Below are 15989 nucleotides of genomic sequence, written 5' to 3'. Positions count from 1 at the left end.
GACATTCAGCTGATTAGTATTGAGCGCTGCAGAACGTTGAACTGTGGTACCAGAACAATAATTAATGAAGGGATCCAGGCCATGGATGAAGTTGTAGGTCCAGCCGCTGGGAGCCTGCTGCGTTCGAAACTGTCGCCGCCCCAGGCCTCTGCAGACTATTTGGCAAGACCCCAGGTCGAAACTGCGCTTTCGGCTTACCCCCACGCTCGTCTCGTGCTGTTTTGCGCTCCCGCCGGCTTTGGCAAGACCACCGCATTGGCGATGCTGGTCGAGCGTCGCCTGCAGGTGGGAAGCGCTGTTGCCTGGCTGTCGCTGGGTCCGGACGATGATGAGCCCGTACGTTTCTTCCAGCAACTGATCGAAGCATTGGGTCGCGCGTTGCCCGGCCTCGGTGACGATGCGCTGGGTTACTTGCGCAATACCATGCGCGTGCCGGTCGAGGCCGTGATGGAGAGCCTGCTGGTGGACCTGTCACAGCGCTCGGAACCACTCCTGCTGGTGCTCGACGATCTGCATCTGGTTCAGGATGGCGAACTGCTCGCCGCGCTCAATCGTCTGGTCAAGCTGGCCCCACCGAATTTCACCCTGGCTATCGGCAGCCGTTCGCAGCCTGCGCTGAGTCTCGCCACATTGCGCGCCAAGGGGCTGCTGCTGGAGCTTGGTAGTGATGAGCTCAGGCTCAATGCCGAGGAGACGCGCGGTTATCTGGAGCGCAGCGGTCTGCAGCTCGATCCCGAGGCGTTTGGCGCGCTATACAGCCACACCGAGGGCTGGATGGTCGGCGTGCACCTGGTCAGCCTGTGGCTGCGCAACCACCCGCAACCGACCGAGCGCATGGCTGAACTGGGCGCTGACAAGCATGCGGTGGGCGACTACCTGCTGCGCTCGGTATTCGAGCAGTTGCCGGCCGAGCGTCAGGAGCAGCTGCTGGCGCTGGGCGTGGCACAGCAACTCAGTGGTGATCTGGCCAATGCCCTGACCGGCCGCCAAGACGGCCAGCAACTGCTGGAAGAGCTGGAGGCCATGCAGTTGTTTCTTCTGCCCATGGATCGCGAACGCCAGTGGTATCGCTTCCATAACCTGTTCGCCGAATTTCTCCGCGCCCGTCTCAAGGAGCGCGACCCGGAGCGTTTCAAGCAGCTGCATTTCAATGCCAGCCTGTGGTTCACCAATCACCACATGCAGAACCTGGCTATCGAGCATGCCCGCCATGCCGAAGATGCCGAGATGCTTGCCGCACTGCTCGACGGCTGTGGCCTGGAGCTGATCAATCGCGGCCAACTCAACCTCATCTACAAATGGCGGCAGCATGTACCGGACGAGATTGCCGCGCGCTTTCCCGTGCTGGTGCTGGCCGATGTCTGGACCCGTGCGGCCGAACTGGGGCTGAGCGAGGCCAATCGCATGCTCGATGAGCTGCTGGAGCGCTGGGGAGAGTCGCGCAGCAACGGACCGCTGAGTGACAAGGTGCTGGCGACGCTGGCTATCAAGGCGGTGATCGCTCTGCAGAAGGATGATCTGGATACCTGCGTCGCTCTGGCACGGCGCATCGAGGCCCAACTGGGCCAGCACACGGCGTTTCTCGAGGTGGCGATTCTCACCGTTGGTGCCCTGGCCAATGTCATGCTTGGCCAGGCCGATCATGCGCGCAAGCTGCTGGCGTTGGCGCAACAGCGCAATCATTTCCTCGAGGGCCGCTACCTGGACATGCAGTTGGCCAACGTGGAGATCCTCCTAAGCCTGGAGCAGGGGCGAGTGAAGCAGGCGCAGCTGCTGTTCGAGCAACTGCGCGCACGGATGATGCCCTGGTTCGGCGAAAAGTCCCGAGCCCTGGTGTTGCCCACCATCAGCGAGTCGCTGATCGCCTATCAGCAAGGCCGTATCGAGGGGCTACAGGAACAGTTGCGCTGGGCCTTGGCAACCGTCGATGTGATCAATCCGATCGACCTCTATGCGCAGGCGATGCTTTGTCTGGCGAGAATCCAGCGCTTGCAGGATGCCCCGAAAGAGGCGATCGCGACCTTGGTGCTGATGCAGAATCTGGCTGCCCGCAACCATTCCTGGCGCTTCTACGTGCAGGCCGTGGGCGAGGAGATTGCGTTGATTCTTCAGGAACCAGCGACCGATCGCAGCAAGCGTGCCGAGCAGCGCCTGAAGTCGGTGGACTGGAACAAACTGGCGGGTCACTACAAACAGCGCAGTTTCAATCCAGTGTCCTGGGTGTTGGGTTTGACCCGTATTCGTCTGCAGCAGGCGCGCGGGCATTACAGCGAAGCACTGCATGAGATCACCCAGTTGCGTGGCCAGTTGCAAAGCGGCTGGCACGGGCTACATCGCCTGCGCCTGGATCTGCTCGCGGCGTTTAGCTATCAGCGCCTGGGCTATCAGGAGCGTGCACAGAGCTTGCTGGTGCAGTGCCTGATCGGTGCCGAGCGAGAGGAAGCGCGTAGTCTGTTCATCGAGGAGGGCGAGGCGATTCGTCAGTTGCTGCAGCAACTGGAGTCCGCCGAGCGTCAGCCGGCGCTGCAGGCTTTCATCCGCAGCCTGTTGAGCGCCTGGCCCGGCCAGGACTCGCGTCAAGCCTTGGATGTGCTGGAGGAGGGGCTCACCGAGCGCGAGCGTGAAGTGGTCTGCCTGGCTGCCAAGGGCATGTCCAACGAAGAGATTGGCCAGCAGCTGTCGCTGGCCCTGGGTACCGTCAAATGGCACCTGCACAACATCTACGAAAAGCTCAAGGTGCGTAATCGCACCCAAGCCATCCGCCGTGCCCGCGAGCTGAGCCTACTCGAATCATGAACAGTCAGAATCCGATCTGCCAAGCCGCTGTTCCGTTGTTGCGTACCAAGCTGTATCCCGCCCACGCCGAGGGCGCTCCGTTGCTGGAGCGCTCGGCGTTGATCGAGCGCCTGTTGGAGGCACGTGAGCAGCGCCTGATCGTCCTCAGTGCACCTGCCGGCTTCGGCAAGAGCACCGTCCTCAGCCAACTGCGCCGTCGCTTGCAGGAGCAGGGCGCGCGAGTCGCCTGGCTGTCGTGCGATGAAAGCGACAGCGAGCCGGCAAGGCTACTGCAGTATCTGGTGGCGGCCATTGCCGCCGCTTGCCCAGGCTTCGGCAGCAGTACTACAGCGCTGCTGCAGGGTGAAATCAGCTGGCCGCTGGAAGCGGTGATCGATGCGTTTCTCGACGACCTGAAAGGTCTGTCGGAGAACCTCTATCTGATGCTCGACGACTTCCACCGTATTCGCCATGCCACGCTTGGTCAGAGCTCGCGTTATCTGATCGAGCGCTTGCCCAAGCAAGTGCGGCTGGTGGTCAGCACTCGTTATCAACCGCGTTTTCTCGAGGAGCCGCCATCGCTCGGGGGCTGGGCGTTCTGGCTCAAGGTCGAGGACCTGCGCCTGACGCGTGCCGAGACCGCAGCCTATTTCCGCGACATCAAGCGCCTGGCCCTGGAAGACGGCGAACTCAACCAGCTGTATGCGCGTACGGAAGGCTGGGTCACGGCATTGCACCTGGCGGCGTTGGCCTTGCCGCGCCAGCAGAATCGTGCGGCTTTTCTCGCGGGGCTGTCAGGCGCCGAACGCAATATCGCCGATTACCTGGCCGAGGATGTGGTGGCCAGCCTGCCGGAAGCGCTGCAGCTGTTTCTCGACCAGACCTCGGTGCTCGACGAGTTCAACGCCGAGCTGTGCAACGCACTGACCGGTCGCCACGACAGCCGCGACATGCTGCGCCGCTTAAAGGGTGAACAGCTGTTCGTGATCCCGCTGGACGAGCAGGGCGAGTGGTTCCGCTATCACCATCTGTTTGCCGAATTCCTGCAGGGGCGCCTGGCCAAACGGGGCGACCCGGCGCACCTGCTGCACGCAGCCGCGCGCTGGTGCGAAAGCCACGACCTGGCCGACAAGTCGATCAAGTACGCCTTGCGCGCACGCGATTACGCCTTCGCCGCCGAGCTGCTGGAGCGCCAGGGTGCGCGCCTGATTGCCGGCAACCGGGTGTACGGCATCCTCGCGATTCTCAAGGACATCCCGCCGGTGGTGATCACCGAGCAGCCGGTGTTCCAGATCTTCTATGCCTGGCAATTGGCTTTCGAGCAGAAGTTCGCCGAGTCCGAGGCGTTGATCGAGGAAGTCAGCACGCGCCTGACCCAGGGGCGCGGCAAGGGTATGCACTTCGGCTTGATCGAGCTATTGGCGGCTGCCCAGGTACTCAAGGCATTGGTGTTGCTTTATCAGGACAAGCTGGAAGCCTGTCTCAAGGTCGCCGGTCACTGGCTGGCGCTGGTGCCGCAGAACCAGCCGGTGTTCCGCGCCAGTCTGGCGTGCGTGCAGGCTGCGGCATTCGCCCTGCTTGGCGAGTTTGGCGAGGCGGCCAAGGCCATTGCCGTCGCACGAAAGAGCTTGCGCGAGTGTGAAAGCGAGTACCTGCACGTGATGGCCAGCCTGATCGAGGCGCTGATCTGCAAGGAATACGGCGAGCTGGAGCGTGGCCGTTCTCTAGCAGAGGCGGCGCGGGCGCGGGTCGAGCAGGTTTTTGGACGGCGCAGCCGGGTTGGCGGTCCGCTCGGGTTGGCCTATGCCGATCTGCTTTACGAGCAGGACCGGCACGGCGCGATCCTTGCCGAGTTGCCGCTGGCCACCACCTGGCGTGATGTCGCCACCCCGGTCGAGCTGATCAGCCGCGGCAAACTGGTGATGGCGCGAGCGCGCTTTTTCGCGGGTGCGGGAGAACAGGGGCTGGAGGAGCTCGACGAGTGGTTGGCCGGTTTGCAGGGGCCGGGCTACGAGCGGGTATTCGCCATCGCCATGGGCTGCAAGGTGCAGTTCCTGTTGTGGCTGCGCAGGCCCAACGAGGCGCAGCGTATCTACCAGCAACTGGAGCAACATATCGCCGCGCTGCCTATCGAGCGTTATGGCGATGCGCACACGGCACTGGCGCTGAGCCAGGCACGTCTGGCGCTGAGTGAGCGGCGGGTGGAAAAGGCCCAGGCCAGCCTTGAGGCCTGCCTGGCCAAACAGGGAGCGGAGCACCAGCGTGATCGGCGTCTGCGTCTGAGCTTGTTACTTTCTGTGGCGCATTGGCGCAAAGGTAACAGCGAGAAAGCCTTCGCGCTGTTGCGTGCGACGCTCGAAGAGGCCTGGCAATGTGGCTATCGCCGATTGTTCCAGGACGATGCTCTGTGGCTGCTGCCGCTCTGGGATGCCTGGTACAGCGCCGAGCCCAGGCGCGCAGCCGCTTGGCAGGGTGTCGCCGAAATGCTCCGTGAACAGTGTCGAAGACTGTCCATAGATCCTGAAAGTTTTGAGGAAAATCAGGATGTTAGCCATCGTGAGCGAGAGATCCTGCGGCTCGTCGCTGCGGGGCTTTCCAACCGCGATATTGCCCAGGCGGTGCACCTGTCCGAGGCGACCATCAAATGGCACCTGCATAACCTGTTTTCCAAGTTGGGGGTGCGTAGCCGTACTCAGGCCGTGCTCAAGGGCAAAAGCCTGGGGCTGCTGAGTGAGGCATGAAGGGTCAGGGGGAGTAAACGATTGCCATGCTCCATCCCTTGGATGGGCTGGCAGTTGAGTGGTGGGTTAGTAGCTTGTAGCCATCTCGAAGCGCACCGCGTTTCGCGAATCCAAACCTGGCGTACCTAAGGAAGCCGCGGCAGGTCTGGTGATCGGCATGGGCCGATCAGGCTGCTCGTGACAGGACGTCACCGGCAGAGCCCGGGGAACCCCCATTTGAACTGTGGAGATAATAACAATGATGACCCTGAAAAAAATCGCTCTCGCCGCCGCCATCATGGCAGTCCCGTTCATGGCCCAGGCCGACCTGAAGGCGCTGGATGACACCGATCTGGCCGGCGTCACTGGTCAGGCCGGTATCAGCATCGCCGGTAACTTCGATGCCACCATCGGCTCCATCGTCTACACCGACACCGAAACCGGTGTCAGCGATGGCAGCAACAGCCTGAGTCTGAATACCGTCAGCCTGTCGGGCTTCAACATCGATGAGTCCAACCCGCTGACCATCGACGTCAAGGACAACAAACTGGAAATCGGCCTGCCAGGCATCAACGGTGGCGTTTCGGTCGAGTCGGTGAAAATCGGTGCCAACAGCATTGGTGGCGTCGCCATCAACGGTCTGGATATGGCCGGTTCCACCGTCAAGGTCTGGGGTCATTGATCCCCGCTTGATCTGATCCACAGGAGCTCAGCCGCCTTGTGCGGCCGGGCTTCTGCTTCGTTGTACGCAGTTGCGGATTGACCAATGATCGAAATTCTCGTGGGCAGCCTGATCGGTTTGTACGGTTTTACCGAGGCTGTCGACATCAAACCGCAGCCCGCCGGCACCGTGAATATCACCCAGCCGCTCGTGCCCAATGGCCCGCTGCGCGAGTCGGTGGCACTGGAGCCGATGAGTCAGTTGCAGTTTCGCAACGTGATCCGCCAGGCCTATGACTACAGTTGCGGTTCTGCGGCGCTGACGACCCTGCTGGACTACTACCTTGGGCGCAATCTGGAAGAGCGTCAGGTGATGGAAGGGCTGCTGCATTTCGGCGAGGCGGAAAAGATCGTCGAGCGCCGGGGGTTTTCCCTGCTCGACATGAAACGTTTCGTCACTGCCCTGGGCTACAAGAGCGGCGGCTTTCGCGCCGGTTTCGATGACCTGGCGCAGCTCGAGCATCCGGCCATCGTGCCCATCGAGTACGCCGGCTTCAAACACTTCGTGGTGGTGCGTGATGTCTACAACGAGCATGTATTCGTCGCCGATCCAGCGCTAGGCAACATCAGTTTCACCCGCGTGCGTTTCGAAGAAATCTGGGATCAGAACGTGCTGTTCGTGATCTTTCCCAGCGGTAACGAACCGCCCAATGCCATGGCGCTGACCGACCGCGACCTGCGCATCATCGATGACCGCACCATCAGCATGCTGGCTTTCCGCGAATTTCCGCAGATGGCCAAGTTCACCACGAATCAGGCCGACCAACTGGGGTCGGGAGGCGACATCCAATACATTCGCCGCAAGTGATTTGCCCGGCATAACAATAACGATCTGGGGATAGCGTCATGGGAGTTTGGGGGTATGCATGGCTGGCCATGCTGACGCTGGTTGTGGCGCAGCCGCTGATGGCCGAAGACGCCACGGTCGACGATGCACGCGACGCGTTGACCAAGAAAGACGACGACGCCGACAGCGCCAAGGCGCTGGAAGAGGTGTTCCAGGCCGCGGAGAAGAGCTACACCCTGCTCAAGAAGGGTGAGCGCACCCTGACCTATGGCTTCGACTACTCGCTGCTGCGCGATACGCAGATCCAGACCGTGCGTACCGGGCAGAACGTCTACAGCGTGATCGGTCAGAGCGAGGCGCAGCATACCTTCACCAATTCGTTCACCTTCGACTATGGGGTGTGGGACAACCTTACGTTCAGTATGCGCGTGCCGTTTCTGGCCAAGTACGACACCGAACGCGATCTCAGCACCTACAGCCTGGGCGATATTTCCGCCAGTTTCCGCTGGCAGCCCTGGTCGTCGGTGCGCGGCCGTCCCGTCACCACCCTGTTCGCCACGTTGGGCCTGCCGACTGGCGACAGCCCCTATGACGTCAGCCTGGACAATGGCCTGGCCACCGGCAGCGGTTACTACAGCCTGGGTGTGGGCGCGAATCTCTCTTACGTGATCGATCCGGTAGTACTGTTCGGTTCGCTTGGTTACACCTACAACCTACCGGTTCGCGATGCCGACCAGGTACGCGGCGGCCGTTTGCTGGAGGAGGTCGACCCGGGTTCGAGCCTGTCGCTGAGCATGGGCTTCGCTTACGCGCTGTCTTACGACGTGTCGCTGGCCACCTCATTCCAGATGGCGCACAACATGGCGCCGAAATTCAAGTTCAGCGACGCCACCTTCGAAGGCAACGAGCAGACCAGTGCAGTGATGAACTTCTCGCTGGGCCTGCGTACGGCATCGAACAACATCGTCAACGTCAATGCCGGTTTCGGCATGACCGAAGATTCGCCCGATGTCCTGCTCGGGATTTCCATACCCCTGGATATCAAGGGTCTCAAGGCCGAGTAAGCAGCGAGCGAACCTGATATGACTCATCTTGCCAAGCTGCAGGCGCTGCTGCTGGTCGGGCTGGGCGCGGCCTGCGTCCTGCCTGCCCAGGCGCAACTGGCCACCAACCTGACCATCGGCAACCCCAAGGCCATGGCCATGGGCAACGCCGTTACCGCCGACGTCACCGGCATCGATGCCGTGCACTACAACCCGGCGGCCCTGAGCAAGCTCAAAGGGCGGCAGACCACGGTCAAGCTGCTCAGCGGCGTGATGGACATCCGGGCCAAGTTCGATGCCAAGGAAGGCTACGGTTTCATGGGGTACGACGATGACCCCTTCAAGAACTCCAGTAGCCGCACGCTGACACCGACCATGTACCTGCCAGGTGTTGGCGGCATGACCGAGTTGCCGGTGCTGGTAGCGCCGCTGGCCGGTCTGTCGATCAACCCGCCGGGCTCGAAGTTCACCTTCGCCACCAACGTCTATGCGCCGATGGCGTTGGGCTATTCGCGCGATTCCGACGACGATCCAGGACGGTTCCAGGGACGCCAGGTATCGCTGCAGCGCATCACCTATTTCTCACCGTCGCTGGCCTATCAGGTCAATGACGAGCTGTCGGTTGGGCTGTCCATCGGTTTCTCCCACCAGGCCGTGGCACTCAATCAGGACTTCCGTAACCCCGGCATGCTCACCGGCCTGACTCGCGCCCTGAATGAAGCCCTGTGCCTGCCGGGGCTGGAGGAAATTCTTGGGCCATTCTTTAACGTCTGCGGTGGCAAGATAGGCCCGTTCGACTCACTGGCCAACCTCGACCTGGACCTGCAACAGAGTCTGTCACCGAGCTACAACCTGGGGGTTCTCTGGGAACCGACGGATTGGTTTTCCTGGGGTGCGACTTACCAGAGTGAGTCACGGATGAATTTGAAGGGCAAGTATCGTGTCGATTACACGGACGACTGGGCCGGGTTCTGGCAAGGATTTCAGGGCGCTTTCGCAGGCAAGATACTCAGCTCTCTCTTTCCCTACGGTGCGGAAGATGAAAGTGGCAACGCCTCGCTGAAACTGACCTATCCAGATGCCTTCAGCACTGGCATCAAGGTACGTCCGTTCGAAAAGTGGCAGTTCAATCTGGATCTGCGCTGGGTCGGTTACAGCGACTGGAACAACTTCGAGATCGAGTTCGACCGCGAGCTCGATCTGTTACGTATCGCCAAGTATTTTGACAGCACCAACGCCACCGATCGCAGCATTATTCTCGACCGTGGCTACCGTGACACCTGGAACTGGGGCGTGGGCGTGCAGTACGACGTCAACGACCGCCTGGCATTGCGCGCCGGCTATGAATATCGCCCGTCGGCCATCCCCAAGGACAAGGCCGATGTGCTGGCGCCGGTAGGTGACGCAGATCTCTACGGCCTGGGCCTGGGCTATCGCTGGGACAAGGACACCACCATCGACGTCGGCTTCAACTATTTCGTCTCCAAGCAGAGCATTCCCGCCGGCAGCAGCTGCAACGTCAGCTGCGAAGGCTTGGACAACCTGGTCTACAACCCGTATGCCGGGCTCAATATCGAAACCACGGTCAAGGCCTATATTTTCGCCATGACCTACACCTCGAGGTTTTGAGGCGATGCGCAGTCTGTTGTGGCTTTTGATGGTGCTGCCGCTGATGCAGGCCAGCGCCAGCAGTCGTTACCTGACCTGGGTCGATGATCTCGGCAGGGTGCACAACACTTTCGTCGACAGCCGTTTCGCCGAGCAACAGCAGCAGGCCCAGCGCCGCGCCGCAAAGAGCGATCAGGCCCGGCTTGGTGATGACGGTGCCTGGCCGGGCAGTGCGCCAAGTACAGGGGAGAGCAAGCGGCGCTACTTCACCTGGGTCGATGGCAGCGGTCAGCTGCAGACCAGTTTCTACGCCGGCGCGCAGCTCGCCGGCGCCTCGGGGCGCGACCAGGTGCTGGCCAGCGGTGAGCGGGCAGGGGATTACATCGATTCGGCGGTGCTGGAGGGACGCGGTTTCGCGCGCAACAGCTACGACAGCCCCTATTACACCTGGGTCGATGAACAGGGGCGGATGCACAACTCGCCGGTGCCTGCCAGGTCTGCCGAAGGCCAGTCAGGCGCTGGCGCTTCAACGGTTCGTTACAGTGAAGGCCGGCAAGTCGAGTTCGAGCGCAGCAAACCCTCGTTGCCGATGCTCGATGGCCAGCCCACTGCGGCCATGCAGGCGCTGCTCGAAGGCAGCCAGGCGCGTGCTGAAAGCCTATATGGCGAGTTGTCGACACGCTGTTGCGGACAGATGCGTGACAGTGACTTCAGCGTATTGTCAGCGCAAGAGCCGCGCTATGAAGAGCTGGACCGTTTCTCGCCCAGCTTCGAGTTTCCGATGGGCCGCAGTTATTACGCGGCACTGAAGCTGCCGGCTTCACGGCAGAGCTATGGCTTGCGCGTGCGCAGTTTCGCCAACCGGCAGGTGGTCTATCCGTCGCTGCTGTTTCTCGACGAGGCCAAGCGGCCGACGCGGTTGGTCAGCGATGCGGTGTATCAACTGCATCCGGAAACCTGGTACCGCTACGCCTTCATCGAGGGCACAGTGCAGGTGCGCGCCGAGCGGGGCGAGCGTTACGTACTGCTGATCACCACTGACGAAGACCGCAGCCTGCAAACGCTCGACAACAAGCCGTTCAAGCGGCTGTTGCAGGCGTTGGCAGTGGATGAGGCGGGCATGCAACGGCATGCACACGCGGATGAAGGGGCGTTCGAGCTGGCGATCGTGCGGTAGGGTGCGCCGCGCGGACTGCGTGGTATCAGCCCGTAGCCCGGATGCAATCCGGGGCGTTTTGCCGACAAATCCCCCGGATTTCACCCAGGCTACGCGAACTACCAGGTAGGGCGGGTGTAGCCCGCCATTAGCGGCCTGCCGGGTTGTGCGCCCGCCCTACGAATGGTGGTGCGTACGGCGAGCGTCAGACTTCCTTGCTGACGATATGGCCAAACAACTCCTGGGAGAAACGTACGCGCTCTTCGGCATCTTCCTGAATGCCTTTGGCTTTCAGCTCTTCCAGGCGTGCTTCCACCGCGTGGGCGCGGTGAGTCAGGCCGCAGTCGTTGGCGATCTGGATGTTCAGGCCGGGGCGGGCGTTGAGCTCAAGAATCAGCGGGCCCTTGTCCTGATCCAGCACCATGTCCACGCCGATGTAACCCAGGCCACACAGCTCGTAGCAACCCGCGGCGAGTTTCATGAAGCCGTCCCAGTTCGGCAGTTGCACGCCGTCCACCGCGTTGGTGGTGTCCGGGTGTTTGCTGATCTTGTTGTTCAGCCAGGTGCCGCGCAGGGTCACGCCAGTCGCCAGGTCCACACCGACACCGATGGCGCCCTGGTGCAGGTTGGCCTTGCCGTTGGACTGGCGGGTCGGCAGGCGCAGCATGGCCATCACCGGATAGCCCATCAGCACGATGATGCGAATATCCGGCACGCCCTCGTAGCTGATGCTCTTGAAGATGGTGTCCGGAGTCACGCGGTACTCGATCAGCGCGCGGTCACGGTGACCGCCCAGCGAGTAAAGGCCGGACAGGATGCTGGAAATCTGCTGCTCCAGCTCGTCGTGGGTCACGATCTTGCCGGACACCGTCTTGAACCGATCCTCGAAGCGGTCCGCGATGACCATGATGCCGTCACCGCCAGCACCCTGTGCCGGCTTGATGACGAAGTCATTGCGCCCGGCGATGATCTCGTCGAGCTTGTCGATTCCCTTCTCGGTTTCGATGACACCGTACATCTCCGGCACATCGATGCCGGCCTCGATGGCTCGCTCCTTGGTGATGATCTTGTCGTCGACGATCGGGTACAAGTGCCGTTTGTTGTACTTCAGCACGTAGTCCGCATTGCGTCGGTTGATGCCCATGATGCCTTTGGCTTCAAGGGCTTTCCACGTCTTGATCAGGCCGAACATGGTCTTAGTCCTTGAGGAAGGCTTTGAAACGGAACAGTTCGGTCAAGCGGTAGCCACGGTAGCGCCCCATCGCCAGCATGAAACCCACCAGGATCAGCAGAATCGCCGGGAAGGTGAACACGAAGTACACCAGCTCAGGCACGCTCATCAGCAGGTGCGCGACAGTCGCGGCGAACAGCGTACCGATGGCGACCTTGAAGGCATGACCACCGCCACGCTCTTCCCAGGTGATCGACAGGCGTTCGATGGTCATGGTCAGAATCACCATCGGGAACAGCGCGACGGACAAGCCGCGCTCCAGGCCCAGCTTGTGACTGAACAGGCTGATGGTGGCGATCAGTACCACGACGAAGGTCAGTACCACCGACAGGCGCGGCAGCATCTGCAACTTCAGGTGCTCCAGGTAGGAACGTAGTGACAGGCCGAGCGCAGTGATCACGGTGAACAGGAAGATGCCGAAGCCCAGCTGCGTTTCGCGGAAGGCGAGGGCGATCAGTACCGGAGTGAAGGTACCCAAAGTCTGCAGGCCGCCGAGGTTGCGCAGGATCAGGATCACCAACACGCCAATCGGGATCATTACCATGATCATGAAGGTCTGCTGGGTCTGCAGCGGCAGGCCGTACAGCGAGTACTCGAGGAAGGTCGCGTCGGTGTTCTCGTCGGTCAGCTTGGCCAGACGGATGGCGTTCATCTCGCTGTTGTTCAGGCTGAAGCTGACCGCGGCTTGGCGGCCACCCTCCAGGCTAACCAGGTCACCATCGCCAATCCACCAGACTAGGCGGTCGACGGGTAGGCCCTGCTCGCCGGATTCAGGATTGAAGTACAGCCACTTCTGGCCATTGAAACTGCGCAGCCACAGCTCTGGCGATTGAGCGACCTCTGCCTGCAGGCGGATGGTGTGCACGCGCTCCATGGGAACGTGGGCGATGGACAGTAGCAGCTCGACGACTTTGGCCTTGTTGGCGGTAGAGGCGTCGCCACCGAGCAGCAGCTTGACGTTGTCGTCATTGGCGTTGCTGACGCGCTTGATGGTCTCGCTGATGAAGGTTTCGACATCCGCCGAGTGCTGGCGAATCGGTGCGAGCAAGGCCTCGGCGGCGATCTTTTCAGGGCCTTCGACCGGGATGCTGTCGCGGAAGATCGGGCCTTTTGCTGGCGTCTGTTCACCGCTGTACCGCTTGGTCAGCACCAGGCGGTAGTAGAGCGTCTGTTTGCCGCTAGCGCGACGGGCCGACCAGGTAACGCGACGGTTGCCGTCGACACGGTTGACGCTGACGCCGTAGTTGTTGGAGATGAAGCTCTCGTTGAGGCTCACGTAATCCTGGTTCAGCGGCGGTACGAACATCTGCAGCTTCACCGGCTCACGCGGGGTCGCCTGGAATTCGACCTTGGCGTCGATGTTCCACAGATCGTCGGTCTCGTCCTCGGTCACCGGGATGCCGAGAATGAAGATTTGGTATGCCGTAATCAGAACGCCCAGGGTCACCAGCAGGGTGATCAGGACTTTCAGATGCAGGTTCAGAGAGCGCATGGGAATTACTCGCCAGGGGTTGCGTCATCGGTGCAGTTGGGTTTGCCAGCTGCATATTTAAGGCTTGGATCGACCATGGCTTCGAAGTGCTTGAGCGCTTCGGAGCCGATCAGAAGCGGGTATTGGAATGCGCTTCGGTCGGTCAAGTTCACTTCGATCGTGCGCAGGGTCTCTCCCATGCACAATTCAAGATCGATTACCGGGCGTGCCGTGTAGGTTTTTTCTTCATCGGGATCGAAGTCACCAGAGCGTCGTTTGATCTTGCTGATCCGTGCCAATGGGCGCTCGATGGTGCGCTCGTGCGCATCGTCAATGGCCAACACGAAACGCACCCAGGTTTCTCCATCACGCTTGAAGCGTTTGATATCGCGGGCGCTGAGGGAAGCGGTCTTGGCACCGGTATCGAGCTTGGCAGCCACCTGCAGGTCCAGTTCTTCGATATGGATGTATTCGTTCAGACCATAGATCGACTTGCCCATGGCCAGAGCCGGGCAGGACAAGGTCAGCAGGCAGAGCGACAAGGAGAAGGGTTTCAGTCTCATGTGTCCTTGAGAGGGTATTGCCAGGGGGCGGGTGAAGGGCAGCGTCTGGCGGCATCCTGCCATACAACTGCCTGCCGTGAAGTCTAGCAGCCATGGCAAAAGGCGATAGCCGGGCATGAATGCGCAGATTCTAACATGGAGATTTTCCGTGCCGACAGACGCTTATGTAGCTTTCTGCAAGTAAGGTCGCGGCTTGCCTGCCTGGTCCTGCTGAAAGTATTGTCGACAATACTTTGGTCTGCTTTGACCGATATGGCTTTTTGGCGTAGTTTTATGGCCATTGCATCTCAGTGGTGTCGACAATCATGTTGCTCGAGTCTGAAGTATCTGCAGCGCCTCAGGTGGATTCGGAAACACTTTCCGAACATGTCTTCCGCCTGATACAAGCCGCCATCGTCAAGGGCGAGATCGCTCCGGGTAGCAAGATTTCCGAGCCTGAACTGGCGCGCACCTATGGCATCAGTCGCGGGCCGCTACGTGAGGCGATCCACCGCCTGGAAGGGCAGAAGCTGCTGGTACGGGTGCCACATGTGGGCGCGCGGGTGGTAGCGCTCAGCCATGCCGAGCTGATCGAGCTGTACGAGATTCGCGAGTCGCTCGAAGGCATGGCCTGCCGCCTGGCCGCCGAACGCATGACCCAGGGCGAGATCGACGAACTGCGCCGGGTGCTGGAACTGCACGAGCAGGACGCGGCCTTCAAAGCGGGTGTCGGCTATTACCAGCAGGAAGGCGACTTCGACTTCCATTACCGGATCATCCAGGGCAGTGGCAATCGCACCCTGGCCAAGCTCTTGTGCGACGAGCTGTACCAACTGGTGCGCATGTACCGCCTGCAGTTCTCCGCTACGCCCAACCGGCCGCACCAGGCTTTCGCTGAGCACCACCGCATTCTCGATGCCATCGCCGAACGTGACGGCGAGCTGGCCGAACTGCTGATGCGCCGTCACATCGGCGCCTCCAAGCGCAATATCGAGCGCTACTACACCGAAGCGCTCGCCACTTCATCCAAGACCCGAGGTGATTCATGACCCAGCTTTCCGCCGGCCAGCGTTTCCGCCAGGCCCTCGCCGAAGAGCAACCGCTGCAGGTGATCGGCGCGATCAACGCCAACCATGCACTGCTGGCCAAGCGCGCAGGCTTTCGCGCCATCTACCTGTCCGGTGGTGGTGTCGCAGCCGGCTCGCTCGGCCTGCCGGATCTGGGCATCAATACCCTGGATGACGTGCTGACTGACGTGCGCCGCATCACCGACGTGTGCGACCTGCCGCTGCTGGTGGACATCGACACCGGCTTCGGCCCCTCAGCATTCAACATCGAGCGCACCATCAAGAACCTGATCAAGGCCGGCGCCGCCGCCGCGCATATCGAGGATCAGGTCGGCGCCAAGCGCTGTGGTCACCGTCCGGGCAAGGAGATCGTCTCTTGCGAGGAAATGGTCGACCGCGTACGTGCCGCCGCCGATGCCAAGACTGACCCGGACTTCTTCCTCATCGCTCGCACCGACGCCATCCAGGCCGAGGGTGTGGACGCCGCCATCGAGCGTTGCAAGCGCTATGTTGAAGCCGGTGCCGATGGCATTTTCGCCGAGGCCGCTTACGACCTGCCGACCTATGAGCGCTTCGTCAAGGAGCTGAACGTGCCGGTGCTGGCCAACATCACCGAGTTCGGCGCTACGCCACTGTTCACCCGTGACGAGCTGGCCTCGGTCGGCGTGGCCATCCAGCTCTATCCGCTGTCGGCCTTCCGTGCCGCGAACAAGGCGGCGGAAAGTGTCTACACCGCAATTCGCCAGAGCGGCCACCAGAAGGACGTGATCGAGCTGATGCAGACCCGCACCGAACTCTATGACCGCATCGGCTACCACGCCTTCGAGCAGAAGCTCGACGCGCTGTTCGCCGCCGGCAAGAAATAAAGA

Annotated in this window: 12 protein-coding genes; 9 read left to right on the top strand and 3 right to left on the bottom strand. The window is 61.3% G+C overall.

The genetic code is table 11. The annotated features are described in order from the left end of the window. The first annotated feature begins 81 nt into the window (after positions 1-81). From BM059_RS19405 to BM059_RS19375, 7 genes are all read left to right on the top strand, one after another. Positions 82-2796, top strand: a complete 2715-nt coding sequence (locus BM059_RS19405) for a winged helix-turn-helix domain-containing protein (protein WP_244154433.1) — start codon at positions 82-84, stop codon at positions 2794-2796. Next, the gene (locus BM059_RS19400) at positions 2793-5516 is read left to right on the top strand and encodes a helix-turn-helix transcriptional regulator (RefSeq protein WP_074940981.1); all 2724 of its coding nucleotides are present in this window, start codon (positions 2793-2795) and stop codon (positions 5514-5516) included. The genes BM059_RS19405 and BM059_RS19400 overlap by 4 nt, the downstream gene beginning before the upstream one ends. A 238-nt stretch (positions 5517-5754) precedes the next feature. Continuing rightward, positions 5755-6177: a DUF6160 family protein gene (locus BM059_RS19395; RefSeq protein ID WP_037004009.1), complete on the top strand. Its 423-nt coding sequence runs from the start codon at positions 5755-5757 to the stop codon at positions 6175-6177. A gap of 84 nt (positions 6178-6261) precedes the next feature. Next, a complete protein-coding gene (locus BM059_RS19390; protein ID WP_037004011.1) occupies positions 6262-7023 on the top strand; it encodes a C39 family peptidase in 762 nt (253 codons plus the stop codon). 38 nt (positions 7024-7061) lie between these two features. Then, on the top strand, positions 7062-8066 hold the full coding sequence (locus BM059_RS19385; RefSeq protein WP_074940980.1) for a transporter family protein: 1005 nt from the start codon (positions 7062-7064) through the stop codon (positions 8064-8066). A gap of 18 nt (positions 8067-8084) precedes the next feature. Further along, a complete protein-coding gene (locus tag BM059_RS19380) occupies positions 8085-9674 on the top strand; it encodes an outer membrane protein transport protein (RefSeq protein WP_074940979.1) in 1590 nt (529 codons plus the stop codon). A 4-nt stretch (positions 9675-9678) separates the two neighbouring features. Beyond that, positions 9679-10830 carry a MalM family protein gene (locus BM059_RS19375; protein ID WP_074940978.1) on the top strand — a complete coding sequence of 384 codons (1152 nt, stop codon included), beginning with the start codon at positions 9679-9681 and terminating at the stop codon, positions 10828-10830. Positions 10831-11014: 184 nt separating this feature from the next. On the opposite strand, the gene BM059_RS19370 is transcribed toward BM059_RS19375, so the two are convergent. From BM059_RS19370 to rloA, 3 genes are read right to left on the bottom strand one after another with little or no spacing between them, the layout of a single operon-like run. After that, positions 11015-12001 (bottom strand): alpha-L-glutamate ligase-like protein, encoded by a 987-nt coding sequence (locus tag BM059_RS19370; protein WP_074940977.1) that lies wholly within the window; start codon positions 11999-12001, stop codon positions 11015-11017. A gap of 4 nt (positions 12002-12005) precedes the next feature. Continuing rightward, positions 12006-13532, bottom strand: coding sequence for an osmotic stress tolerance membrane protein RloB (gene rloB / locus BM059_RS19365; protein WP_037004017.1), 1527 nt, complete (start codon positions 13530-13532; stop codon positions 12006-12008). 5 nt (positions 13533-13537) lie between these two features. Next, positions 13538-14074, bottom strand: coding sequence for a retropepsin-like aspartic peptidase RloA (gene rloA / locus BM059_RS19360; protein ID WP_037004019.1), 537 nt, complete (start codon positions 14072-14074; stop codon positions 13538-13540). 305 nt (positions 14075-14379) lie between these two features. Between rloA and BM059_RS19355 the strand changes: the two genes are divergently transcribed. Together BM059_RS19355 and prpB are read left to right on the top strand one after the other, a co-directional pair. Beyond that, on the top strand, positions 14380-15102 hold the full coding sequence (locus BM059_RS19355; protein WP_074940976.1) for a GntR family transcriptional regulator: 723 nt from the start codon (positions 14380-14382) through the stop codon (positions 15100-15102). Next, positions 15099-15986, top strand: coding sequence for a methylisocitrate lyase (prpB, locus tag BM059_RS19350; protein WP_074940975.1), 888 nt, complete (start codon positions 15099-15101; stop codon positions 15984-15986). Before BM059_RS19355 ends, prpB begins: the two co-directional genes overlap by 4 nt. Positions 15987-15989 lie beyond the last annotated feature (3 nt).

This window comes from Ectopseudomonas composti (assembly GCF_900115475.1).
Taxonomy (GTDB): domain Bacteria; phylum Pseudomonadota; class Gammaproteobacteria; order Pseudomonadales; family Pseudomonadaceae; genus Aquipseudomonas; species Aquipseudomonas composti.
This window is presented reverse-complemented; position numbering and strand designations above follow the sequence as displayed.

What these genes read in the sequence shown, in the direction of transcription:
- BM059_RS19405 (WP_244154433.1), top strand. Translation starts at nt 82, where the DNA reads ATGGATGAAGTTGTAGGTCCAGCCGCTGGGAGCCTGCTGCGTTCGAAA.
- BM059_RS19400 (WP_074940981.1), top strand. Translation starts at nt 2,793, where the DNA reads ATGAACAGTCAGAATCCGATCTGCCAAGCCGCTGTTCCGTTGTTGCGT.
- BM059_RS19395 (WP_037004009.1), top strand. Translation starts at nt 5,755, where the DNA reads ATGATGACCCTGAAAAAAATCGCTCTCGCCGCCGCCATCATGGCAGTC.
- BM059_RS19390 (WP_037004011.1), top strand. Translation starts at nt 6,262, where the DNA reads ATGATCGAAATTCTCGTGGGCAGCCTGATCGGTTTGTACGGTTTTACC.
- BM059_RS19385 (WP_074940980.1), top strand. Translation starts at nt 7,062, where the DNA reads ATGGGAGTTTGGGGGTATGCATGGCTGGCCATGCTGACGCTGGTTGTG.
- BM059_RS19380 (WP_074940979.1), top strand. Translation starts at nt 8,085, where the DNA reads ATGACTCATCTTGCCAAGCTGCAGGCGCTGCTGCTGGTCGGGCTGGGC.
- BM059_RS19375 (WP_074940978.1), top strand. Translation starts at nt 9,679, where the DNA reads ATGCGCAGTCTGTTGTGGCTTTTGATGGTGCTGCCGCTGATGCAGGCC.
- BM059_RS19370 (WP_074940977.1), bottom strand. Translation starts at nt 12,001, where the DNA reads ATGTTCGGCCTGATCAAGACGTGGAAAGCCCTTGAAGCCAAAGGCATC.
- rloB (WP_037004017.1), bottom strand. Translation starts at nt 13,532, where the DNA reads ATGCGCTCTCTGAACCTGCATCTGAAAGTCCTGATCACCCTGCTGGTG.
- rloA (WP_037004019.1), bottom strand. Translation starts at nt 14,074, where the DNA reads ATGAGACTGAAACCCTTCTCCTTGTCGCTCTGCCTGCTGACCTTGTCC.
- BM059_RS19355 (WP_074940976.1), top strand. Translation starts at nt 14,380, where the DNA reads ATGTTGCTCGAGTCTGAAGTATCTGCAGCGCCTCAGGTGGATTCGGAA.
- prpB (WP_074940975.1), top strand. Translation starts at nt 15,099, where the DNA reads ATGACCCAGCTTTCCGCCGGCCAGCGTTTCCGCCAGGCCCTCGCCGAA.